General features: G+C 68.5%; 23 protein-coding genes. 10 read left to right on the top strand and 13 right to left on the bottom strand.

Annotated elements, in window-relative coordinates; genetic code table 11:
* The first annotated feature begins 10 nt into the window (after positions 1-10).
* A complete protein-coding gene (locus ABD255_RS11235; protein ID WP_344212675.1) occupies positions 11-1,621 on the top strand; it encodes a beta-N-acetylhexosaminidase in 1,611 nt (536 codons plus the stop codon).
* A gap of 21 nt (positions 1,622-1,642) precedes the next feature.
* On the opposite strand, the gene ABD255_RS11230 is transcribed toward ABD255_RS11235, so the two are convergent.
* Positions 1,643-1,918, bottom strand: a complete 276-nt coding sequence (locus tag ABD255_RS11230) for a protealysin inhibitor emfourin (protein WP_344212674.1) — start codon at positions 1,916-1,918, stop codon at positions 1,643-1,645.
* A 452-nt stretch (positions 1,919-2,370) separates the two neighbouring features.
* On the opposite strand from ABD255_RS11230, the gene ABD255_RS11225 reads away from it, so the two are divergent.
* Both ABD255_RS11225 and ABD255_RS11220 read left to right on the top strand, forming a co-directional pair.
* Positions 2,371-2,574, top strand: coding sequence for a cold-shock protein (locus ABD255_RS11225; RefSeq protein ID WP_012921273.1), 204 nt, complete (start codon positions 2,371-2,373; stop codon positions 2,572-2,574).
* 117 nt (positions 2,575-2,691) lie between these two features.
* Positions 2,692-3,192 carry a DUF6328 family protein gene (locus ABD255_RS11220; protein WP_344212672.1) on the top strand — a complete coding sequence of 167 codons (501 nt, stop codon included), beginning with the start codon at positions 2,692-2,694 and terminating at the stop codon, positions 3,190-3,192.
* Here ABD255_RS11220 and ABD255_RS11215 read toward each other — a convergent pair.
* Positions 3,170-4,027, bottom strand: coding sequence for an LLM class flavin-dependent oxidoreductase (locus ABD255_RS11215; RefSeq protein ID WP_344212670.1), 858 nt, complete (start codon positions 4,025-4,027; stop codon positions 3,170-3,172). The two genes, ABD255_RS11220 and ABD255_RS11215, sit on opposite strands and share 23 nt — an antisense overlap.
* A 187-nt stretch (positions 4,028-4,214) precedes the next feature.
* On the opposite strand from ABD255_RS11215, the gene ABD255_RS11210 reads away from it, so the two are divergent.
* On the top strand, positions 4,215-5,981 hold the full coding sequence (locus ABD255_RS11210) for a BCCT family transporter (protein WP_344212669.1): 1,767 nt from the start codon (positions 4,215-4,217) through the stop codon (positions 5,979-5,981).
* 126 nt (positions 5,982-6,107) lie between these two features.
* A complete protein-coding gene (locus ABD255_RS11205; RefSeq protein ID WP_344212667.1) occupies positions 6,108-6,905 on the top strand; it encodes a dioxygenase family protein in 798 nt (265 codons plus the stop codon).
* Positions 6,906-6,921: 16 nt separating this feature from the next.
* Here ABD255_RS11205 and ABD255_RS11200 read toward each other — a convergent pair whose 3' ends face one another.
* Both ABD255_RS11200 and ABD255_RS11195 read right to left on the bottom strand, forming a co-directional pair.
* Complete coding sequence (locus ABD255_RS11200) at positions 6,922-7,908, bottom strand: SMP-30/gluconolactonase/LRE family protein (protein WP_344212665.1); 987 nt, start codon at positions 7,906-7,908, stop codon at positions 6,922-6,924.
* Positions 7,909-7,929: 21 nt separating this feature from the next.
* On the bottom strand, positions 7,930-8,433 hold the full coding sequence (locus tag ABD255_RS11195; RefSeq protein ID WP_344212663.1) for a DinB family protein: 504 nt from the start codon (positions 8,431-8,433) through the stop codon (positions 7,930-7,932).
* Positions 8,434-8,536: 103 nt separating this feature from the next.
* Here ABD255_RS11195 and ABD255_RS11190 point away from each other — a divergent pair, with 103 nt between their 5' ends.
* Complete coding sequence (locus ABD255_RS11190; protein ID WP_344212661.1) at positions 8,537-9,352, top strand: LLM class F420-dependent oxidoreductase; 816 nt, start codon at positions 8,537-8,539, stop codon at positions 9,350-9,352.
* A gap of 165 nt (positions 9,353-9,517) precedes the next feature.
* Positions 9,518-10,123 carry a peptide deformylase gene (def, locus tag ABD255_RS11185; RefSeq protein WP_344212659.1) on the top strand — a complete coding sequence of 202 codons (606 nt, stop codon included), beginning with the start codon at positions 9,518-9,520 and terminating at the stop codon, positions 10,121-10,123.
* An 85-nt stretch (positions 10,124-10,208) separates the two neighbouring features.
* Here def and ABD255_RS11180 read toward each other — a convergent pair whose 3' ends face one another.
* Both ABD255_RS11180 and ABD255_RS11175 read right to left on the bottom strand, forming a co-directional pair.
* Positions 10,209-11,075 carry an EamA family transporter gene (locus ABD255_RS11180; protein ID WP_344212657.1) on the bottom strand — a complete coding sequence of 289 codons (867 nt, stop codon included), beginning with the start codon at positions 11,073-11,075 and terminating at the stop codon, positions 10,209-10,211.
* A gap of 176 nt (positions 11,076-11,251) precedes the next feature.
* On the bottom strand, positions 11,252-11,821 hold the full coding sequence (locus ABD255_RS11175) for a phosphotransferase-like protein (protein WP_344212655.1): 570 nt from the start codon (positions 11,819-11,821) through the stop codon (positions 11,252-11,254).
* A gap of 54 nt (positions 11,822-11,875) precedes the next feature.
* Here ABD255_RS11175 and ABD255_RS11170 point away from each other — a divergent pair, with 54 nt between their 5' ends.
* Positions 11,876-12,937 carry a LacI family DNA-binding transcriptional regulator gene (locus ABD255_RS11170; protein ID WP_344212653.1) on the top strand — a complete coding sequence of 354 codons (1,062 nt, stop codon included), beginning with the start codon at positions 11,876-11,878 and terminating at the stop codon, positions 12,935-12,937.
* Here the strand turns inward: ABD255_RS11170 and ABD255_RS11165 are convergent.
* Complete coding sequence (locus ABD255_RS11165) at positions 12,880-13,425, bottom strand: GNAT family N-acetyltransferase (RefSeq protein ID WP_344212651.1); 546 nt, start codon at positions 13,423-13,425, stop codon at positions 12,880-12,882. The two genes, ABD255_RS11170 and ABD255_RS11165, sit on opposite strands and share 58 nt — an antisense overlap.
* A 231-nt stretch (positions 13,426-13,656) precedes the next feature.
* Between ABD255_RS11165 and ABD255_RS11160 the strand changes: the two genes are divergently transcribed.
* Positions 13,657-14,871 carry an MFS transporter gene (locus ABD255_RS11160; RefSeq protein ID WP_344212649.1) on the top strand — a complete coding sequence of 405 codons (1,215 nt, stop codon included), beginning with the start codon at positions 13,657-13,659 and terminating at the stop codon, positions 14,869-14,871.
* Here ABD255_RS11160 and ABD255_RS11155 read toward each other — a convergent pair.
* From ABD255_RS11155 to cobT, 3 genes are read right to left on the bottom strand one after another with little or no spacing between them, the layout of a single operon-like run.
* Positions 14,853-15,656, bottom strand: a complete 804-nt coding sequence (locus ABD255_RS11155) for a TrmH family RNA methyltransferase (protein ID WP_344212647.1) — start codon at positions 15,654-15,656, stop codon at positions 14,853-14,855. The genes ABD255_RS11160 and ABD255_RS11155 overlap by 19 nt on opposite strands.
* Entirely contained in the window at positions 15,653-16,900 is a 1,248-nt protein-coding gene (gene cobA, locus ABD255_RS11150) for a uroporphyrinogen-III C-methyltransferase (RefSeq protein WP_344212645.1), read from the bottom strand. Before cobA ends, ABD255_RS11155 begins: the two co-directional genes overlap by 4 nt.
* On the bottom strand, positions 16,897-17,937 hold the full coding sequence (gene cobT, locus ABD255_RS11145; protein WP_344212644.1) for a nicotinate-nucleotide--dimethylbenzimidazole phosphoribosyltransferase: 1,041 nt from the start codon (positions 17,935-17,937) through the stop codon (positions 16,897-16,899). The genes cobA and cobT overlap by 4 nt, the downstream gene beginning before the upstream one ends.
* Before the next feature lie 149 nt (positions 17,938-18,086).
* Between cobT and ABD255_RS11140 the strand changes: the two genes are divergently transcribed.
* The gene (locus ABD255_RS11140; RefSeq protein WP_344212642.1) at positions 18,087-18,623 is read left to right on the top strand and encodes a YbhB/YbcL family Raf kinase inhibitor-like protein; all 537 of its coding nucleotides are present in this window, start codon (positions 18,087-18,089) and stop codon (positions 18,621-18,623) included.
* A gap of 66 nt (positions 18,624-18,689) precedes the next feature.
* Here the strand turns inward: ABD255_RS11140 and ABD255_RS11135 are convergent, their stop codons facing one another.
* The 3 genes from ABD255_RS11135 to ABD255_RS11125 are packed head-to-tail and all read right to left on the bottom strand — an operon-like array spanning position 18,690 to position 21,831.
* Positions 18,690-19,574 (bottom strand): carbohydrate ABC transporter permease, encoded by an 885-nt coding sequence (locus ABD255_RS11135; RefSeq protein WP_344212640.1) that lies wholly within the window; start codon positions 19,572-19,574, stop codon positions 18,690-18,692.
* Positions 19,574-20,548: a carbohydrate ABC transporter permease gene (locus tag ABD255_RS11130; RefSeq protein ID WP_344212638.1), complete on the bottom strand. Its 975-nt coding sequence runs from the start codon at positions 20,546-20,548 to the stop codon at positions 19,574-19,576. Before ABD255_RS11130 ends, ABD255_RS11135 begins: the two co-directional genes overlap by 1 nt.
* Positions 20,545-21,831, bottom strand: coding sequence for an ABC transporter substrate-binding protein (locus ABD255_RS11125; protein ID WP_344212637.1), 1,287 nt, complete (start codon positions 21,829-21,831; stop codon positions 20,545-20,547). The genes ABD255_RS11130 and ABD255_RS11125 overlap by 4 nt, the downstream gene beginning before the upstream one ends.
* Positions 21,832-22,411: the final 580 nt, after the last annotated feature.

The following is a 22,411-nucleotide window of genomic DNA, read 5'->3' as shown; positions in this document are numbered from 1 at the left end:
ACTTCCGGTCATGACACGACTCGCCCGCCCTCGCCGTCGGGTCTCGCTGGCCGGCCTCCTCACAGCCGCCCTGCTAGCGACTCCCCTGATTGCCATCACCACGCCTGCGGCCGCTCAGCCGCAGTCCACTCCAGCGCCCGGACTGATCCCCAAGCCGGTGTCGCAGCACGCGCTGGCCGGCCAGGACTTCACCCTGACCCACTGGAGCATGGTCGGCCTCGATTCGAGCGCCAACGAAAGCCGCGCGGCCAAGAAGATCGCAGAGCAGTTCACGTCCCAGCTACGCCGCTCCACCGGGTTCCCGCTGCCAGTGGTCCCGCTGGTGCCGCGCAAGGCCAACATCAAGCTGTCCACCAACGGCCCCGCCTCCCTGGGAGCCGAGGGCTACGAACTGCGCGTTGACCGCTCGGCCCTGAGCGTGACAGCGGCGACTCCCGAAGGCCTCTACCGCGGCGTGACCACGTTGCGGCAGCTCCTGCCCGCCAAGGCCGAGGCCTCCACCCGCCAGGCCGGCCCCTGGCGCATCGCCGGTACTGCGATCGCCGACTCCCCCCGGTTCGCGTACCGCGGCGCCATGCTCGACGTGTCCCGGCACTTCTTCTCCGTGGCGGAGGTGAAGCGCTACATCGACCTCATCTCGCTCTACAAGCTCAACAAGCTCCACCTGCACCTGGCCGACGACCAGGGCTGGCGGATCCAGGTGGACTCCTGGCCCCGGCTCACGACGTACGGGGGCAGCCTGGAGGTCGGCGGCACGCCCGGCGGCTCGTACAGCAAGGCGGACTTCGCCGAGATCATCCGGTACGCCGCCGACCACTACCTGACGGTCGTCCCCGAGATCGACACCCCAGGTCACACCAACGCGGCCCTCGCCTCGTACGCCGACCTGAACTGCGACGGGGTGGCTCCGCCGCTCTACACCGGTACCGCGGTCGGCTTCAGTTCGCTCTGCGTCGCCAAGGACATCACCTACGAGTTCCTGGACGACGTGTTCCGCGAGGTCGCCGAGCAGGCGCCGGGTGACATCCTCCACCTCGGTGGCGACGAGGCACACTCCACACCGCACTCGGACTACCTCACCTTCGTCCCGAAGGCGGCCGCACTCGTCACCAAGCAGAACAAGCGGGTGATGGGCTGGCAGGAGATCGCCGAGACTCCCCTGCCGCCGGGCAGCATCGCGCAGTACTGGGGTACCGACGACGCGAGGTCGCAGGGGCTGGCTCGCGCAGCAGCGGCCCAGGGGGCCAAGGTCGTCCTCTCCCCGGCCAACAGGGCCTACCTGGACATGAAGTACAACGCCAGCACGCCGTACGGGCTGAGCTGGGCCGGCCTGGTCAGCGTGGAGAAGTCCTACAGTTGGAACCCCTCCACGCTGATCCCGAACCTGCCGGAGAGCGCCATCGCGGGTGTTGAGGCGCCGCTCTGGACCGAGACGCTGGACGATCTCGACAAGCTCGAGTTCATGGCCTTCCCGCGTCTGCCGGGTATCGCCGAACTGGGGTGGTCCCAGGCCTCCGCACTCGACTGGAACTCCTACAAGGAGCGTCTGGGCGCGCAGGGATCCCGTTGGGACGCGCTCAGCGTGAACTTCTACCGCGCGCCGGAGATCAACTGGCGCTGATGCAGCCCGAACGGCCTGGCTTCAGGACCGCAGTACGCGGTCCAGGAGCCAGGCCGTTTCCTCGTCCAGATCCTGCTCTGCGACGGTCAATTCGGTCGGATCCTGGTCAGCTCTGTCCTGCAACTGGAGCCGATAGACGTACCGATCGGGCTGCGGTCGTCCGGTCCCCAGCCGCGCCTGGTCAAGAGCCCGGGCCGCCTGTTCGAGCCGCTCACTGTCGGGCTGAGCGGACGTGTCGAGCTCACCCTGCGCCGTCAAACCGGCGAATCCGCCGCTGCGCGCCACCTTCAGAATCACTTCGACGCCCTTCTTCCGTGTGTGTTCATCCCCGCACGACACGCCGGAAGAATCAACAGGACTCGCGGCGCCATCACCCGGCGTACAGGGCGGTTTGTCCGACCTTGTCTCGACCTGGGGCGGCTCCGCCCGGCGACGCGGGCAACGAACGAGCAGGTCGGCGGGGGTTTCGTTGTCTTCGGGCCTGCCCCGGGCTGCCCCGTGGCAACCGGTGAATCGGGCGACGCTGCCTTCACGGAGCGTGGCAAGCGGCAACTTTCCGCGACACGTGTTCCCGGTCACCCCCCACACGGGGCCCCGGATCGGCTACAGTTATCGCGTTGCAGTTTTGGACTCCCACTGACTTTCGCTGTGCTGCATGGCCGGTTTTGTCGTCTGGGGCCTTTCGGCGACACGCGGTTCATGAGGTGTGGATCGCGTCTTGTTACAAGCCATCAAGGAGATAGACACAAATGGCTGTCGGTACTGTCAAGTGGTTCAACGCTGACAAGGGCTTCGGCTTCATCACCCCGGATGACGGTGGCGCGGACGTGTTCGCGCACTACTCGGCCATCCAGACCTCGGGCTTCCGCTCGCTGGACGAGAACCAGCGCGTCGAGTTCGAGATCACCCAGGGCCAGAAGGGCCTGCAGGCGGAGAACATCCGTCCGATCTGATCTCAGGATCAGTCCTTCTAAGAACTGAATACAGAGAGGGCCGTACACCGATCGGTGTACGGCCCTCTTCAGTGTTTTCCGCGGGGTACCAGGAGCCAGGACCGGGTGAGGAGACTGATGACCGAGGAACAGCCACGCGGCGGCTACAGCCGCGACGGCGAGGACGAGCACGAGCGCCTCGACCGGCACTGGAACGAACTGCTCCAGGAACTGCGGCTGGCCCAGACCGGCACGCAGATCCTGTTCGCCTTCCTGCTCAGCATCGCCTTCCAGCCCCGGTTCCAGGATGCGGACAACTTCACCCACGACGTGTTCGCCGTCACCCTGATCGCCTCCGCCTTCGCGGTCGGCCTGCTGCTCGCCCCGGTCGCCTTCCACCGGATCGTGTTCCAGAAGCGGCTGCGGGACCAGATGATCCCGATCGCGCACCACCTGGCCAGCGGCGGGATGGCGCTCCTGGTCGTCGCGATGTGCGGCGGTGTGCTGCTGGCGATCGATGTCGTCCTCAGCCGAACGATCGCGGTCGTCATCGTCGCGGTGGTCGCCCTGTGGTTCATCGGCTTCTGGTACGTCCTGCCGACCTACGTCCGCCGCACTAGCCGCCCCACCGGGGAATGACCTCGGCGACGACCCGCTCGAGGGTGTCCTCGGTGCCGGCGTACACGCCCTCGGCGCGGGGCCAGTGGGTGATGACGTCGGTGAAGCCGAGTTCCGCGGCGCGGCCGACGACGTCCTCGAAGGCGTCGACGCTGCTCAGCGAGTAGCGGGCGGAGTCGAGGGCCAGATAGCGGTCGAAGGACCGACCTTCCAGTACGTCGTCCAGCCGGTGGCTGAGGTCGCGGACCGAGCCGAACCAGGTGTCGAAGTCGTCCGACTTGAGCCCGGTGGTGACCCAGCCGGCGCCGTACCGGGTGGCCAGGCGCAGGGAGCGTGGTCCGTTCGCGGCCATGATGAACGGCACCCGGGGTTGTTGCACACAGCCGGGTAGGGTGCGGCCGTTGCGGGTCTCGAAGTACTCGCCCTTGTAGTCGACCTTGTCGGTGGTCAGCAACTTGTCGAGCAGTTCGACGAACTCCTCCAGCCGGTCCACCTTCTGCCGCGGGGTCAGATCGTCACCGCCCAGGATGGAGGAGTCGATCCCGCCACCCGAACCGATCCCGCACAGGAACCGCCCGTTCGAGATGTCGTCCAGTGCGAGCACGTCGCGGGTCAGTGTCAGCGGGTGCCGAAAGTTCGGCGAGGTGACGAAGGTGCCGAGCTTGATCGTCGACGTGACCAGGGCAGCCGCGGTCAGCGTCGGAGTGGTGCCGTACCACGGCGAGTCCTGCAGGCCGCCCCAGGTGAGGTGGTCGTAGGTCCAGGCATGGTCGAAGCCGAGATCTTCGGCCCGGCGCCACTTCGGCGCCGCCTCCGACCAGCGGTACTCGGGCAGGATCGTGATTCCGAATCGCATGCTCCGCACAGTAGCCGTTCGCCCGGACAGCACCGGCGAAGCCTCGACCGGGGTGCCGAGGCAACGACGCGCCGGTGTGGTCCAGGCCACGATAGTTGCGTTTCGCCACGATCTTCGACACGGTCTTCAGGCAGTCCCCCTAGCAAACCCGAAACGGAGGCGCGCCGAAGCGAGGCGTGAATCAGCTGTGGCGATCGACATCGACAGCCGGCAACAGAACTCTGACCACGCAAGCGAGCACCCTGCTCTCGCCGCTCCACCACCACCCGGCAGCCGAAGTCGCGGCTCCGGGCTCGATCTCGTCGTCTTCACCGTCACCGCCCTGATCGCCCTCGCCTTCGTGGCCTGGGGCTTCGCCGACGCCTCCGGGCTCGGTACCGCGTCCACGTCGGCGCTCGGCTGGGTCGAGCACAACACCGGCTGGCTGTTCGTCCTGCTCGCCTCCGGGTTCGTCGTGTACGTGCTGTGGCTGGCGGCCGGCAAGTACGGACGGATCCCGCTCGGCGCCGACGACGAGGAGCCGGAGTTCCGCACGGTCTCCTGGGTCGCGATGATGTTCAGCGCCGGGATGGGCATCGGCCTGATGTTCTACGGCGTCAGCGAGCCGCTGTCGCACTTCATCGCCCCGCCGCCGGGCACCGTCGAGGGCGGCACCGACCAGGCGCTGCAGACGGCGATGGCGACCACGTTGTTCCACTGGACCCTGCACCCGTGGGCGATCTACGCCGTCGTCGGCATAGCGATTGCCTACGGCACCTTCCGGCGCGGACGCTCGCAACTGATCAGCTCGGCCTTCGCCCCGCTGCTCGGCCGGCGCACCGAAGGCCCGATCGGCAAGGTGATCGACGGCCTGGCGATCTTCGCGACGCTGTTCGGCTCGGCCGCCTCGCTGGGCCTCGGCGCGTTGCAGATCGGCTCGGGCGTCACCATCCTCGGCTGGCTCGACGAGACCGGCAACGCCGTCCTGGTCGGAGTGATCGCCGTACTGACCGCCGCCTTCGTCGCGTCGGCCGTGTCCGGTGTTGCCAAGGGCATCCAGTGGCTGTCGAACATCAACATGGTGCTGGCGGTCACGCTGGCCGCGTTCGTGTTCGTCGTCGGGCCGACCGTACTGATCCTCAACCTGGTGCCGACCGCGATCGGCGACTACCTGCGCGACCTGGCCGACATGGCGGCGCGGACCGAAGCCAGCGGCGGCGACGCGACGGCCACCTGGCTGTCCAGCTGGACCGTCTTCTACTGGGCCTGGTGGATCTCCTGGACGCCGTTCGTCGGGATGTTCATCGCCCGGATCAGCCGCGGCCGGACGATCCGGCAGTTCGTCACCGGCGTCCTGCTGGTGCCGTCGATGGTCAGCCTGGTGTGGTTCTGCATCTTCGGCGGTGCCGCGATCGACACCCAGCGCGGCGGCGTCGACATCGCCGGGCAGTCCACCACCGAGGGACAGTTGTTCGGGCTGCTCGAGCAGTTCCCGCTCTCCTCGGTGACCACCGTCCTGGTCGTCGTCCTGGTGGCGATCTTCTTCGTCTCCGGAGCGGACGCGGCCTCGATCGTGATGGGGACGCTGTCGCAACGCGGCGCGCTGCATCCGCGTAAGCCGTTGGTGATCTTCTGGGGTGTGCTGACCGGCGCGGTGGCGGCGGTGATGCTGCTGGTCGGCGGCGGCGGCGCGAAGGCGCTACAAGGTCTGCAGAACCTCACCATCGTCGCGGCCCTGCCGTTCGCGCTGGTGATGGTCGGCCTCGCGGTGGCGCTGGCGAAGGACCTGCGCACCGATCCCCTGATGCTGCGCAAGGCGATCGGCACCGAGGCGGTCGAAGCCGCCGTGATCGAGGGCGTCACCACCCACGGCGACGACTTCTCCCTCGTCGTCGCGGGCGGCGTCCAGGACGCCACCACCGACATCCCACCTTCCCCTCAACCGCCCGGTGACGTCCCGCCACCGAAACCCTGACACGTCTCACGTCAGCGAACGGGTCCGGAGAGGTTTCTCCGGACCCGTTTGCCTGAGGGCTGGGAATAAATTGAGGGTTCAACTACATTGGAAGGAGTACGACCCCGGAGAGGTGGAGAAGGACCCATGAGCGACACCCTTGAGATCAGCCGGACGCCCGTCCTGTACCTGAGCCACGGCGCACCGCCGCTGGCCGACGACCGGCAGTGGACAGCCGAACTCGCCGCCATCTCCGCCGGGATGAAGAAGCCGACCGCCATCCTGATCGTGTCCGCGCACTGGGAAGCGGCGCCGCTGACCCTGGCCGCGACCGAGACAGTGCCGCTGCTCTACGACTTCTGGGGCTTCCCCGAGCGCTACTACCAGGTCCAGTACGCCGCGCCGGGTGCGCCGGATCTCGCCGCGCAGGTGCGCAAGCTCCTCCACTCCCCCGCGACCCCCGTGTACGACGACCCGAACCGCGGGCTCGACCACGGCGCCTACGTGCCGCTGAAGGAGATGTACCCCGACGCGGACATTCCCGTCCTGCAGGTGTCGATGCCGACCCTGGACCCGAGGGAACTGTTCGAGATCGGCCGGAAGCTGGCCCCGCTGCGGGACCAGGGCGTACTGATCGTCGGCAGCGGCTTCACCACGCACAACCTGAGCGCGGTCAACCTCGGCGGGCCGGCCGATGCCGCCGCGCCGAACTGGTCGATCGAGTTCGACGACTGGGCCAAGCGCGCGCTGGCCGCGCAGGACATCGACTCGCTGATCGACTTCCTGCACAAGGGCCCGGCCGCCTCGATCGCGCACCCGCGGACCGAGCACTTCGCTCCGCTGTTCGTCTCGCTCGGCGCCTCGGAAGACACCCTCGGAAAGGCTGAGACGGTCGTGGACGGCTTCTGGTACGGCCTGTCCAAGCGCTCCTGGCAGATCGGCTGACCCTGGCGCCCGCGATTCAGCGCGGAGGCGTCGGGAAGGTGGCCAGGTGAGTGGTGCCGATGCTGCTCAGCCACACCTGGCCATCGCGCTCCCGTACTCCGGTGGGCATCCGGAAGTCCGGGTGCTTGCCGCGCAGATCGTGCACCAGGTTCCCGTCGTCGTCGTACGCCTGGATCTCGATGATGTCGGCCGCCTTCGGCTTCAGCGACTCGGGCAGCGCCCAGACCACCTTCCGGAGTACGGGCGGTTTCGGCAGCAGGAAGTCAAGCAGCGTGTTGCGCGGTGAGCCGACCGCGACCCAGATCAGTCCGTCCGAGCCGCGCGCGATGTTGTCCGGCAGGCCCGGGATCATCGTCACCAGTTCGGGCTCGGCGCCGGGCGTGGTCAGGTCGAGCTTGAACAGTCCGTAACTGGCGGTCTCGGCGTAGAACAGGGTGTTCCGGTCGCCGCTCAACGCGACGCCGTTCGGGAACGGGCGGTTCGTGGTGAGTCGGGTGAGTTCGCCGTCCGGGGTCAGCCGGTAGAGGCTGCCGGTGGCCGAGTGCTCCAGCAGATCGGCCATCCACTCGTCGACGCCGAACCGGGTGGACGAGTCGGTGAAGTAGATCGTGCCGTCGGGCAGCACGTCGGCGTTGTTGCAGAACCTCATCGGCCGGCCGTCGATCTCGCCGAGCAGGGTGGCGACATGGCCGTCCTGGTCGAGCGTGAGCAACCCACGGTTCGCGTCGCAGACGAGCACCTTGCCGTCCGGCAGCCACTCGAGCCCGAGCGGCCGGCCGCCGGTGTCGGCGAGCGTGGAGATGGTCCTACCGTCCGCGCTGACGCGGAGAATCCGCCCGTCCAGCAACCCGGTCAGGACGCTGCCGTCCTCGTCGATCAGCGCGTCCTCCGGCCCGGAGCCCGGCAGCGCGACGGTCGTCACCTCGATCCGTCGTGGTTGCCTGTCCGACGGCACAGGCGGGGGCGTCCAACGAACCGGGGCGATGCTCGACTTCGGACTCATGCCCAGACAGTAACGCGAGGACTACTCGCCTGTGGCCCCGTCCAGCCGTTCGCGCAACAGGTCGGCGTGGCCGTTGTGGCGGGCGTACTCCTCGATCATGTGGGCGAGCACCCAGCGGAGCGTGTAGCGCCGGCCGTCGTCCTCGCCGATCGTGCCCGGCTCCAGGTCGGCGATGACGGCTCGCGCCTTGTCGACAGCTTCGTGGTACCGGTGCAGGTCGGCGGCGTACTGGCGTGGGTCAAGCCCGATCCAGTCGCCCTCGGGGCGCTCCGCGGAGGAGTACGCGTACTCCACCGGTTCGTCGGTGAAGGTCCCGACGAACCAGCCGAGTTCGACCTCGGTCAGGTGACGGATCAGCCCGTGCAGCGTCATCGAGGACGGGCCGACCGCCGGCGTACCGAGTTGTGCGGGCGTCAGGCCCTCGCACTTCCACAGCAGCGTGGCGCGCTGGAAGTCCAGGAAGCCGGCCAGCGTCTCCTTCTCGCCGGCCTCGGTGGGCGGATCAGGTCTGCCGTCGAGGTCCATGCCCGGAACTTACCGCCTCGCCCGGTCTGCGTCCTGCCGTGGCGCCGGTTCGCATCGTGACCGTACCGGAGGATCCTCCGAAACGCCGTATAGGATTTCGGGTATGACATCGACTGAGTCCACTGCCCGTCCGTACAGCAAGTTCCCGGTCCGGATCGGCGTTCAGGTTCAGCCCCAGCATGCCGAGTACGCCGACATCCGGCGGACCGTGGCCGCGGCCGAGGAGATCGGCGTCGACGTGGCGTTCAACTGGGACCACTTCTACCCGCTGTCCGGTGAGCCGGACGGCCTGCACTTCGAGTGCTGGACGATGCTCGCGGCCTGGGCCGAGGCGACCGAGCGGATCGAGTTCGGCGCGCTGGTCACCTGCAACTCGTACCGGAACCCCGATCTGCTCGCCGACATGGCGCGGACGGTCGACCACATCAGCGACGGCCGGCTGATCTTCGGCATCGGCTCCGGCTGGTTCGAGCGGGACTACGACGAGTACGGCTACGAGTTCGGCACCGCCGGCGGGCGGCTCGACGCGCTCGGCGAGGCGCTGCCGCGGATCGAGGCGCGCTGGGAGAAGCTCAACCCGAAGCCGACCCGGGACATCCCGGTGCTGATCGGTGGCGGCGGCGAGAAGAAGACCCTCAAACTGGTCGCCCAGCACGCGAACATCTGGCACGGCTTCGGCGACGCCGAGACGATCGCGCACAAGCACGCTGTGCTGGACGCGCACTGCGCGACGATCGGGCGCGACCCCGGTGAGATCGAGCGGTCCGCCGGCGTCGGCCACAAGAGCCCCGAGGAACTCGGCAAGTCGATGCTCGACGTCGGCACCCGGCTGTTCACCATCAGCACCTCCGGCCCCGACTACGACCTCGGCCTGGTCCGCGACTGGGTCGCCTGGCGCGACGAGGTCAACCAGGCCTGAGCACGATGCCCGCCCGGCGCCGCCGCAACTCCCCCCGGGCGCCGGGGCGCGGGCCCGGGCCCGGGGCGGGCCGCGGGCGCGGGTCCCGAGCGCGGGTCCCGAGCGCCGGCCCGGGTGCGGGTGCGGGCGTGAGTCCCGGGCGCGGGCTTCGCTAGGATTTCTGGCATGCCTACGCTGCCTACGAACGGTTCCGTGCTGCCCATCACGCGGTGGGGCGAAGAAGTGATGCACCACGTGAACAAGCCGGTCACCGAGTTCGGCCCGGAGTTGCACAAACTCGTCGCCGACATGGTCGCGACGATGAACGCCGCCGAAGGTGTCGGCCTGGCCGCGAACCAGGTCGGCGTCGACCTGCAACTGTTCGTGTTCGACTGCCCCGACAAGGAGGGCGTCCGGCACCAGGGCGTGGTCTGCAACCCGGTGCTGGAACTCCCCGAGGGCAAGGACCGCCGCCTGGACGAGGGCGACGAAGGCTGCCTGTCGCTCCCCGGCGCCTTCACCAAGTGCGCCCGCCCGGACTGGGCCCGCGTCACCGGCGTGGACGAGAACGGCGAGCCGGTCAGCTATGAGGGCGACGGCCTACTGGCTCGCTGCCTGCAGCACGAGGCCGACCACACCCAGGGCATGGTCTTCGGCGACCGCCTCTCCCGCAAGTACAAGAAGCGCCTCTTCGCCGAGGCCGAGGAGTTCGCCCCGGACTACCCCGCGGACTGGCCGGTCTCCCCCATGCTCAACCAGGAAGAGCACAGCGGCGAGGGCCTCAACGCCTGACCCCAGGCTGGGCTCAGGGTCTGGCTCAGGCTGTGGCTCACAAAAGGGCTCACAAAACGGCTCACAAAGCGGCTCACGAAAGGGCTCACGAAAGCGCGATCGCCACGATCCCGGCGAGCACGATCACGCTCCCGCCCAGCCGCCGTACGGCGTTGGCCTCGCCCAGCAGCAGCCAGGCCGCGAGCCCACTGAGCACGATGCTGACCTCGCGCGCGGGAGCGACCAGGCTCACCGGCGCGAGGCGCATCGCGTACAGCACCAGCAGATAGGCCGCCGGCGACAGCATCCCGACGATCAGCACCTCCCGTCGGTGTTCACGCCACAGCAGCCGGAGCCGGCCGCGATCCCTCAGCGCATGAGGCGTCAACAGTACGCTCTGCATCACAGACGCCGTGCCGAAGTAGATGAGCGGCGGGACATCGAGCGTGGCGACCGAGTAGGCATCCCAGAGCGTGTAGCCCGCGATCAGTCCACCGATCGCGACCCCGTAGAACACGCCGGCCTTGACCGCGCCGCGAGTCGCGGCACTTCGCCCGCTCCAGCCGATGACGAACACACCACTCACAATCAGCACGCCACCGACCAATCCGATCGGCCCCGGCCGTTCGCCGAGGAACAAGACGGCGAGCACGATCGACAACAGCGGACCGAGTCCGCGCGCCACCGGGTAGACCACGGACAACGCCGCGACGTCGTACCCGCGCTGCAGGACCAGGGCATAGGCGATGTGCAGCACCGCCGTGACCAGCGCCGCGATCAGCCAGGTCCAGCGGAAATCCGAGCCCCCGGCCGCGGCGGCAACCACCGCGGCGGGCAGGAGCACGACGGCGGCGATGGTGTAGTAGGCCCAGACGAAGGTAGTGCCGCCGGACTGCACCCGCTTGGCGGAGAAGTTCCAGCCGGCGTGCAGAACCGCCGCGATCAGAACGAGTGACAATGCTGTCAGATTCATGCCGGACCCTCCAGGGCGTCCGCGCACGCGAACAGCCGGGTCCTCCAGGCTTTTGTCCCGTCAGATGACCGAACCGGCATCAGGCCGGCTCGGTGGTGCCGCTCGGACCAGTCCTGTCGGTCCTGATTCAGATCGGAACGGACGACAGCGGAACCCTAGGCACTAGCGATTCGACCCTACTCGACGGGCTGCCAGCGCGACGACCGCATTTCGGCAGCCAAGATCGCCTCGACCGACTCCGCCGCGGTCTGATCGGTGGTGTCGAGCCAGAGGCCGCGTCGGGGAGTATCCGCCAAGCCTTCCTGCAGAGCGGCGACTGCGTCGGCCAGCGTCATCCCGGGTCCTTGCCAGTCCCGGTAGGCGTTGGAGCCGCGGCTCAGTTCTCGCTCGACGATGGACCCGACGGAGGGGACCAGCACGACCAAATGTGCTTCGGCGAACCCCGCGAAGGAGTCGAGCCAGCGGGTGACGTGCGAACCGAGGATGAAGTCGGAGCAGACGAAGTCGAAGCCTGCGTCGAGGTAGTGCCGGGCGACGAGCGCGCTGGCGTCGTACCGGAGTTCGAGCTGGCGGACGGCCTCGGGATCGGGGTCCGGGGTCATGCCTACCGCGCCGGAGACGACCGCGTGAAAGAAGACGTCGCCGTCCACGGTCGCGGCCGGTGGGCCGAGCCGGGCGGCCAGCAACGGCGCGATGGTGGACTTCCCGGCGGCCTGCATACCGGTGATCAGGACGACTTTCCGCATGCCGTCCATCCCATCAGCCACGTCCAGCGGTTTTCCGGCCGATAAGCTGCCGCGGTGAGTGCGCTGTCAGGTGGCTCGGGATCGAGGCGGCCCGTCACGCTCGACGACGTCGCGCGGCAGGCCGGGGTGTCCCAGCCGACTGCTTCCCGGGTGCTCAACGGCAGCTCCCGCAAGGTCGCCGAGGCCTACCGGGAGCGCGTCTTGCAGGCCGCCCGCGAGCTCGGTTACACGCCGAACCTGCCGGCCCAGGCGATGGCGCGTGGCACCTCGCGGACGATCGCCCTGGTGATCAGCCTGATCTCCGACCCGTACTTCGCCGCGATGGCGGCCGAGATCATGAAGCAGGCCGAGGCGATCGGCCTGCACGTCTCGATCGCGGTCACCGAGCGGCAGGCCGATCGCGAGCTCGACCTGGTCCGCGAACTGCGCGGCCAGCAGCCGCGGGCGATCATCCTGGCCGGCACCGGGTACGTCGATCCGCCGTCCGAGCAGCAGCTGATCGACGAACTGCGCCGGTACGAGGAGACCGGCGGCCGGGTGGTCCTCATCAGCCGGTCCGACCTACCGTTCGAGACCGTCGACTTCGACAACCACGAGGGCTCCCGGCAACTCGCCCGCGAATTGGCCGCGCTCGGCTACGAGCGGTGCCTGATCCTCGGCAGCGGCACTCCCCTGCTCTCGATGCAGAGGCGGGTCGAGGGGTTCGTCGCTGGGCTGGTCGAGTCCGGCGTCAACGGCGCCAGGGTTCACCATCCCGAGTTCAGCTGGACCGGTGCCCGCGATTTCGTGCTCGCGCTCACCGACGCCGACGTACGCGACCTCCAACTCGTCTTCGCGGTGACCGACGACCTGGCGCTGGGCGCCCTCGCCGGCCTCAGAGAACGCGGCCTCCGGATCCCCGAGGACATCGGCGTCGCCGGCTTCGACGACATCACGACGCTGCGCGACGTAGTGCCGCAGTTGACTACGGTGCATGTCGCGCTTAACGCAGTGGCTCAGGAGGCTATTTACCGGGCGACTACCTCTGACTCTGAGCCCACCAGAACCACAGTCCCTGCCTATCCAGTACTGCGAGCCAGCACGCCACCGCTCCAGGCTTCTTGCGTGATCGAGTAGATGACGGCGTCGAATGGTTCGCCATCTTCGACCAGTTCGGTGGCGTGGTCGAAGGTCATGCCTATGCGCTTCATGACCGCGATGCTGTGGAGATTAGGAGCGTCCGTGGTGGCTATCACCCGAGGCAACGACAGGTCGGTGAAGGCGTAGGCCAGCCAAGAGGACGCAGCTTCTGAGGCGTAGCCGTGGCCCCAGTGGAAGCGGGCCAGGCGCCAGCCTATTTCGATGTCGTCTGGGTGCCACTGCTCGCGGGTGAGGCCGGCGGCGCCGAGGAAGGCGCCGTCCGAGCGGCGTTCGATCGCGAGGAATCCGATGCCCTCGGCCACGTACTGCGCGTTCACGCCGGCGGCGATCGCGTCCGACTCGGCTCGACTCAAGGGTTGACCACCGAGGTACCGCATCACCTCGGGGTCGGTGTTCAGGTCGCCCCAGGCCGGGAGGTCCTCGTCGCGGAAAGGGCGCAGTAACAGGCGTTCTGTTGTGCGCATCAGCAACCTCCGCGTGAGCAGCGCCTGATGGATGGGCAAAGTCGACGATGCCATGTCGAGGGAGTCGGCTCCACCTGCCCGCACGGCGAGACGGCAAGGCTGCGCCCCGAACGGCCGGATATCGTTCCCACTGCGACGCACCCGCTCGTCGCGCCGACCTCGGCGTACGCCTCGTCAATGAGCCGCCCCGACCCTGGCGCGGGATTGTCCCGATCGACGAGGTGGAGGCTGATGCTCGACCGGTCCGAGTCTGCGCTGAGCGTCGTTCTCCGGTCGCGTTTCTACCGTTCGGCGTTCTTGTCCTTGCTGATCGCCGGTATCGGGATGTCGGCCGCGACACCTCAACTCACCCTGTTCCTGGTCCGCGAACTGGGCACTCCGCTCCCCGTGGCCGGCCTCTACTACGTGACGAACCTGGCTGCCCCGGTGGCGGGCTTCCTCGTCGGCCGGCTGTCGGACCGGACCCACGACCGGCTGCTCCTGTTCCGGCTGTGCGCGCTGATCGGCGCCGCGGGCTGGCTCGCGATGGCAGCCGCGAACTCGGTCTGGCTTCCCTTCGTGATCAGCGCGGTGGCCCTGAGCATCTCCGGCGGCTCGATGGCACTACTGTTCGCGGCCTGCCGCGACGAACTCAGCCGGCACCCGACGAAAGCCGACAACCGCGTCGTCGCGACCATCCGGATGGCCTTCACGGCCGGCTGGATCCTCGGCCCGGTCCTGGGCAGCTGGTTCGGTGGGGTCTTCGGCCTTCGCGCTCTGCTGGTGGCGACAGCCACCTGCGTCTTCGCCCAAATGATCCCGTTCGGTCGGCAGAAGGTGGAGCGCTATCAAGATCTGGTCCTGCCCGAGCGCCCCACGGGCCGGCGACAGATCGACCAGATGATGCCGCTGCTGGTCTTCACCGCCGTCTGCGTGCTGGCGATGACCGGCGACACGATCAAGTTCGGCTACCTCCCGATCTACATGGCCGATCAGCTGCACCTGTCCGACTCGATGCGCGGCGCGGTGATCGGAATCCAGCCGCTGCTGGAATTGCTGCTGCTCCCCGTGGTGGCCAGGCTGGCCGATCGATTCGGAGCGCTGCCGGTCATGACCGGCGGGGCCGCGCTGGGTCTGGCCGGCAACCTCGCGTACGCGACGAGCGGCTCAGTCGGCATGTTGTTCCTCGGACAAGCGCTGACGGCCGGCCTCTGGGCCTGCGTCGGAGCGCTCGGAGTGTCGATCGCCCAACGGCTCTACCCCGAGGGCGTCGCGACCGCATCCGGCGTCTTCCTCAGCGCCATCCCCGTCAGCTCCGCGATAGGCGGCGCGATCGGGGGCTTGGGCGTGGCGGCCATCGGCCTCCCGCACGTGTTCTTCGTACCGGCAGCGCTGACCGCCTTCGCCACCGCGGCCTTCGTCGCGCTGAGCACGCGAGAAGTTCGCGGTCAGGGCCGGGTGGCGTAGAAGGCGACTGCTGCTGAGGATGCCACGTTCAGGGAGTCGACTCCGCCTGCCATCGGGATGCGTACGGTCAGGTCGGCCTGGTCGAGCACGTGTGGCTTGAGGCCGTGGCCTTCGGTGCCGAAGATCAGGGCGAGCTTCTCGTCTCGGCGGGCGGTCAACTCGTCGAGGCTGATGGAGTCGTCGGTCAGCGCGAAGGCGGCGGTGACGAAGCCGCGGTCCTTCACCTGCGCCAGGTCACCGGGCCAGGACGTCAGGCGGGTCCACGGCACCTGGAAGACCGTGCCCATCGAGACCTTGATCGAGCGCCGGTACAAGGGATCGGCACAGGTCGGCGTGATCAGCACGGCGTCGACGCCCATCGCCGCGGCGGCGCGGAAGCCGGCCCCGACGTTGGTGTGGTCGACGATGTCGTCGAAGATCGCGATCCGCCGGCCGGTCAGCAGCCCGTCCAGCCCGGCCGCCGGCCGACGCCGGTACGACGCCAGCGCGCCGCGGTGTACGTGGAATCCGGTCACCTGCTCGGCCAGTTCCTCGGTCACCACGTAGACCGGCACCGTCGGCCACTTCTCCAGCACGTCGGCCAGCGAGTCCAGCCAGCGCGGAGCCAGCAGGAACGACCGCGGCTCGTACCCCGCCTCGGCCGCCCGGCGGATCACCTTGTCGCCTTCGGCGATGAAGAGCCCGTGCTCCTCCTCCAGCAGCCGGCGCAGATTCACCTCGCGCAACTGGACGTAGTCCCCCAGCCGCGCGTCCGCGGCGTCCTGGACCGGAACGAGTGGACTCATGACCCCTCAGCCGGCGCGGCACCAGCCGTGGCCAGCCCGGACGCCACGTCCACTACGTTGCCGATGACAACGATCGCGGGAGCCCCGACACCCGCTGCCGACATCGCCTCGGCGATCCCGGCCAGGTTGGAGGTCACCTGCTGCTGGCCCGGCAGAGTGCCGTCGGCGATCGCCGCCGCCGGCGTACCGGGATCCTTGCCGGCAGAAATGAGAGTGGAGGCGATCACCGGCAGGTTCTCCACCGCCATCAGCAGTACGAGCGTCCCGCGCAGCTGCGCCAGAGCCTCCCAGTTGATCAGTGAGTCCGGGTGACCGGGCGGAATGTGGCCGGACACCACGGTGAACTCGTGCGTCACCCCGCGGTGCGTCACCGGGATCCCCGCCACAGCGGGAACCGCGATCGAACTGGTGATCCCGGGCACGACGGTCCAGGTCACTCCGGCCTCGGCGCAGGCCAGCGCCTCCTCGAAGCCGCGGCCGAACACGTACGGATCGCCGCCCTTGAGCCGGACCACCACCTTGCCCTGCAGGGCGCGGTCGACCAGGATCCGGTTGATCTCCTCCTGCTGGGCCGATCGCCCGCGGGGCAGTTTCGCCGCGTCGATCAGTTCGACGTCGGAGTGCAGTTCCTCCAGCAGAGGCTGCGGAGCCAGCCGGTCGGCGACCACCACGTCCGCCTCGGCCAGCAGCCGCCGCCCGCGCACGGTGATCAGATCCGGGTCGCCCGGGCCACCGCCGACGAGGTACACGCCGGGCTGCTTGGCCAGCGAGTCCCGCGCGCCGAGCGCTCCTTCACGCAACTCTTCCAGGATCGCGTCCCGTACCGCGGCCGACCGCCGGTGGTCCCCGCCGCCGAGGACGCCGATGGTCACCTGGTCGTGCTGTCCCGAGGCAGGCGTCCAGGCCGTCGCCCGGGACCTGTCGTCGGAGCGGACGCAGAAGATCCGCCGCTCCTCGGCCTCGGCGGAGACCTGGTCGTTGACCGCGGCATCATCCGTCGCGACCACGACGTACCAGGCGCCGGCGAGGTCGCCGTCGGCGTACCCGCGCTCGATCCAGCGCAGGTCGGGATTGGTCAGCAGGCCCTCGATCGTCGGCGTGATCGCCGGGGAGATGACGTCGATCTGCGCACCCGTCTCGAGCAGCCGCGGCAGCCGTCGCTGGGCGACACCGCCGCCGCCGACGACCACGACCCGGCGGCCGGTGAGAACCAGCCCGGACAGGTACGGCGCTTGATCGCTCACGCGTCGATTCCCGCCGACTCGAAGGTCGCCATCTCGGCCAGGGCCCGCACCGCGCAGGTCAGGATCGGGAAGGCCAGTACTGCGCCCGTCCCCTCCCCCAGCCGCAGGTCGAGATCCACCAGCGGCTGCAGCCCGAGCGTCTTCAGCGCGACCGCGTGGCCAGGCTCGGCCGAGCGGTGTCCGGCGATGCAGTAGTCGATCACGGCCGGATGCAGCGCCTGGGCAACGAGTGCGGCAGCCCCGGCGATCACGCCGTCCAGGATCACCGGCACCTTGTTCGCCGCCGCTCCGAGGATGTACCCGGCGAGCGCCGCGTGCTCCAGCCCGCCGTACGCCGCCAGCGCTGCGAGCGGCTCCGAAGCGGGCACCTCGTGCAACGCCAGCGCATCCCGTACTACGCCCGTCTTGTGGGCCAAGGTGGCGTCGTCGATGCCAGTCCCCCGCCCGGTGACGTCGTCAGCCGTCGCCCCGGTGAAGGTCGCGATCAACGCGGCGGAGGCCGTCGTGTTCGCGATGCCCATGTCACCGGTCAACAGGCACTGGTACCCGTCGCGGACCAGCTTGTCCGCGAGCTCGAACCCGACCGCGACCGCGGCCAGCACCTCGTCCTCGGTCAGCGCGTTCTCCACCGACAGATCCCGGCTGCCGGGACGTACCTTGGCGTGCACGATGTCCAGTTCGCCCACGTCAGCGGCCACGCCCACGTCGACCACCCGGACGTCGACCCGGTTGTTCGCCGCGAACGCGTTCACCGCGGCGCCTCCGGCGGCGAAGTTCGCCAGCATCGCGCCGGTGACCTCCTGCGGCCAGGGCGAGACGCCCTGGGCGTGCACGCCGTGGTCGGCGGCGAACACGGTCACGACGGCGGCGGTCGGGACCGCGGGCGGGCAGACACCGGTCATCCCGGCCACCCGGACCGACAGCTCCTCCAGCACGCCGAGGGAACCGGCCGGTTTCGTCAGCGCCAGCTGACGCTCCGTGGCCGCGCGCATCGCCGTCTGGTCGGCCGGCCCGATCCGGGCCAGATACTCCTCCACCGCTGGGTCCCTCCACTCGCCTCGGGCCGCCTGGACACGACCAGCACCGATCTTCCCATCTTTGCGATCGGTCCCCGGCCAGGTCCCGTGCAGCGGGAACAGTAATGTCGGATTCACCACATGTCAGCGAAGATCCCGGAGGATCACCGATGTCGCTCGAACGGCCAGTAGCACCGGACCCGTACAGCCTGCTTCCCGAGGTCGGCCGGTTCACGGTCACCAGTACCGACGTCACGGACGGCGAGCCTCTCAGCGACGACCACGCCTTCGCCGGCGGCAACACCTCGCCGCAGCTCAGCTGGGAGGGCTTCCCGGCCGAGACGAAGGGTTTCGTCGTCACCTGCTTCGACCCGGACGCGCCCACGCCGTCCGGTTTCTGGCACTGGATCCTGGTCGGCCTCCCGGCGAGCGTGACCGAGCTCCCGGCCGGTGCCGGCACCACCGAGCGGCTGGAGAACGGCGCCTTCCACCTCCGCAACGACTTCAGCACCAAGTCGTACGGCGGCGCCGCCCCGCCCGCGGGCGACCAGGTGCACCGCTACTACTTCGTGGTGCACGCGATCGACGTCGAGGCGCTGGACATCGACGGCGAGGCCAGCGCCGCGGTGGTCAGCTTCAACCTGGCGTTCCACACGCTCGCCCGCGCCATCATCACCCCCACCTACCAGGTGCCGGCCGAAAGCTGAGGCGGTGCGGCGGGAGCCGGTCAGGGGCTCCCGCCGCGGTCTTTCCCCGCCAGTTTCCGGACCTTGTCAGTCCTTGATGCCGGACTGGGTGACGCCCTGGATCAGATAGCGCTGCAGGAACGCGAAGATCAGCACCAGCGGCAGGATCGACACGGCCGCGGCCATGAAGAGCTGGTGGATGTTGATCGTCTGCGCGGTGATGAAGGTCGACATCGCCACCTGCACCGTCCACGAACTCGAGTCCTGGCCGATCACCAGCGGCCAGAGGAACGAGTTCCAGTTGGCGATGAACGTGATCGCCGCGATCGCCGCGAAGAACGGCAGCGAGTTCGGCACCACGATCCGCCAGAAGGTGGCGAAGTACCCGGCGCCGTCCACCCGGGCCGCCTCCTCGAGTTCCTTGGGGAAGCCGAGGAAGTACTGCCGGAACAGGAACGCCGCGAACCCGCTGAACAGGGTCGGGATGATCAGCCCGCGCAGCGTGGAGACCCAGCCCAGCGACGACACCACGATGAAGCTGGGGATGAAGCTCACCGCGGCCGGGATCATCAGCGTCGCCATCACCGCGTAGAACACCTTGTCGGCGTGCCGGTACGGGATCCGGGCCAGCCCGTAGCCGGCCATCGATGCCAGCAGCAACTGCCCGCCGGTGCCGAGGATGCCGACCACGGCCGAGTTGTAGAGCGCCCGCGCCATCGGCACGTTCTCGTCGTTGAACAGCTCGCCGATATTGCCCCACTGCAGATCGGTGGGGAAGAACTTCCAGTCCACCGCGGTGATGTCCGCCTCGGTCGACAACGCGTTCCGCAGTACCAGGTAGAACGGGATCATGAACAGCGCGGTCGCGATGATCAGCGCGATCCAGCGCAGTACGGATCCGGCCATGCCCAGCGGGCTGCGGGTGTAGCCGATCGGTTGCGGGGTCCCGGCGGTCCTCTCGATGGCGGCCATCAGTCGTTCGCCTTCCCGAAGCCGAAGATCTTGCTCTGCAACAGGGTGAGCACCATGATGACCACCGCCAGGATCATCGCCCCGGCACTGCCGTGGCCGAGATCCTGGATCGAGCCGAGCGAGATGCTGTAGAGGTAGACCAGCGGCGGCCGGGCGAAGTTCACGTTGCCGACCAGGTTGTAGAACTCGTCGAAGGCCTGGTAGGCCGCGATCAGGTTCAGCAGCAGTACTGCGACCGAGGTGGCCCGCAGTTGCGGCCAGGTGATGTAGCGGAACACCTGCCAGCCGGGCCTGGCGCCGTCGACGTACGCCGCTTCGTAGAGCGTCGGCGAGATCCGTTGCAGTCCGGCGATGAACAGGATCATGTAGAAGCCCAGTTGCAGCCAGAGCCGGACCGACACGATCGGGATCCAGTACAGCGGCGGGTCGACCGTGGACAGCCAGGCGATCTGGTCGATCCCGAACCAGCCGAGCACGGTGTTGGCCAGGCCGAACCGGACGCCGTTGAAGATCGAGAGCTTCCAGATCAGCGAGGCCACCACGTACGAGCAGGCGGTCGGCAGGAAGAACACCGACCGGAAGAACGCCCGGGCCACCTTCACCTGGTTCACCAGCAATGCCAGCGCCAGCGACATCACGAAGGTCAGCGGCACGATGAAGATCGCGAAGACCGTGAAGGTGCCCAGGCTGCTGAGGAAGTTGCGGTCGGTCAGCATGTCGAGGTAGTTCTGCAGCCCGACGAACTTCGACGGCGTGACGGTGTTCTGCGCCTCGAAGAAGCTCAGCACCAGGCTCCACAGGATCGGCAGGTAGGAGAAGACCAGCAGGCCGAGCACGAACGGCCCGACGAACGCCCAGAACCACAGGATGTTGCCGCGCGTTGCCGACTGCCGCGACTTCCTGTCGCCGGCCGGACCGGCCGGCGCCTTCGCGGCGCCGGCCTTCCGGGTCTTGGTGGCGGCCCCGCTGCTCACCCGAAGAGCCTCGCCAACTCGGTGTTCACGGTCTTGTCCAGCTTGGTGATCTCGGCGGCCGGGTCGGCGCCCTTGCGGATCACGTTGGTCAGCAGGTCGGTGAACCCGGTGCCCATCTTCGGCGTCCAGGCCGGCCGGTCGACGACGCCGAAGTCCTGGTTGAGCTTGACCACCTCGGCCGCCGTACCGCTCTGCAGCTTGGTCGCCTTGGCGGCCAGGCTCTTGCGCGGCGGGATGTGGAAGCCGTAGTTGAGGTTCCAGTCCTCCTGGAACTCGGTGTTGTCGACCCACAGCCACTTGACGAACTTCTTCGCCGCCTCGATGTTCGCGCTCTTGGCCGAGACGAACTGGGTCCAGCCGCCGGACGGCAGCGCCTGCTTGCCCTGGGCATCGAGCTTGGGATAGGCGAAGACGCCGAAGTCGTCGCCGAGCGCCTTCTGGATGGCCGGCATCGCCCACAGGCCGGTCCACTGGATCGCGGCCAGGCCCTGGACGAAGGCGCCCGGGCCCCACCAGTCGGCCGGCGCGCCGAGCAGGACGCTCTTGCTCGCGAACAGTTCGTGCAGCTTCCCGAAGGCCTGAGCCGCCCGCGGGTTCGCGAAACCGGGCAAGTTGTCGTCGGTCAGGTAGGCACCGCCGGAGGACCAGAGCGCCGGACCGCCGATGATCGAGCCGCCGTCGTTGCCGACGAAGATGCCCTTCACCTTGTCGGTGGTGAGTTCCCTGGCCGCCGCGATCAGGTCGTCGACCGTCTCCGGCGGCTTGATCCCGGCCTGGTCGAACAGGCTCTTGCGGTAGTAGAAGACCTGCGGGTCGTCGATCATCTTGATGCCGTAGAGCTTGCCGTCGATGGTGTTCGTCTTCAGGTCGTTCGGGTTGAAGTCGTCCTTGACGTCGCCGAGGATGTCGTCGAGCGGCACCACCTGGTTGCTCTTCACCATCGCCACGTTCAACTGGCTCTCGAAGACGTCCGGGCCGTTGCTGGACAGCAGACCCGAGGCCAGCTTGGCGCCGTAGTCCCCCGGCACCCACTGCACGCCGACGGTCGCGTCGCCGTAGCCCTTGGCGTACTTGAGCGCGGCTTCCTTGGTGCCTGCCTCGCCGTACTGGTGGTACCACTGCGACAGCGTCGCCTTGCTGCCGCCGCCGTCACCCCCGGTGCCGGCCGGTCGGCCGGTATTGCTGCCGCAGGCCGCGGTGAAGGCGGCGAGTGCCGCCAGTCCACCGGTTCGCTTGAGCAGATCGCGCCGGGACAGACCGGCGTTCGGGATTCGAGCAGGCATGGGTCGCACCTCCGAAAACGAGCGGATCCGGTGGTTACTTAACGGGGTTAAGCATCTCCGGTTTCGCACACGTTACAACTAAGTCAAACATCGCAACAGCCTTGAGCCGGTGACAGTTCGGGCACAGCGCTGCGTGCCTGGGCGGTTACCGTCGGATGAAACGTTGCAACCCTTCTTGCCAACTGGTCGAAAGGCCGGCGCTGCGCGAGAGGGCGATCACGCAGCATCACCGAAACGAGCGAGGCATCGGGTCGATCCGGCGCCGCGCTCGGTGTTCGTTTTGGTCAGCCGAAGGGTCTCCCGGTCTCGGCATCGGACCAGCGGTGCGACGGCGGGAAGCCATGCGGAAGATCGAGTCGAGGTCGGCGTCGGCGACCGAGCGCGAACCATTGACATCGCCCAGAGGCGTGCGGATCGTCAACAGAGGTCGCGCATCCTCGGGGGGCGCCCGGTTTGTCGACCGATCACGAGGGAATCCGCTGCCGGCTGGTCAGGCCGGCCGGCGCGGGGCGCAGGTCAGACTGGTTCGCCGGTTGACACTTTCGGCCCGATCACGGCCACCTCACGGGGCAGTGGCAAC

Source organism: Kribbella sancticallisti, assembly GCF_039530625.1.
In the GTDB taxonomy this organism is placed as follows: domain Bacteria; phylum Actinomycetota; class Actinomycetes; order Propionibacteriales; family Kribbellaceae; genus Kribbella; species Kribbella sancticallisti.
The sequence above is the reverse complement of the archived record's forward strand: the minus strand, read 5'-3'. Positions and strand labels throughout refer to the sequence as shown.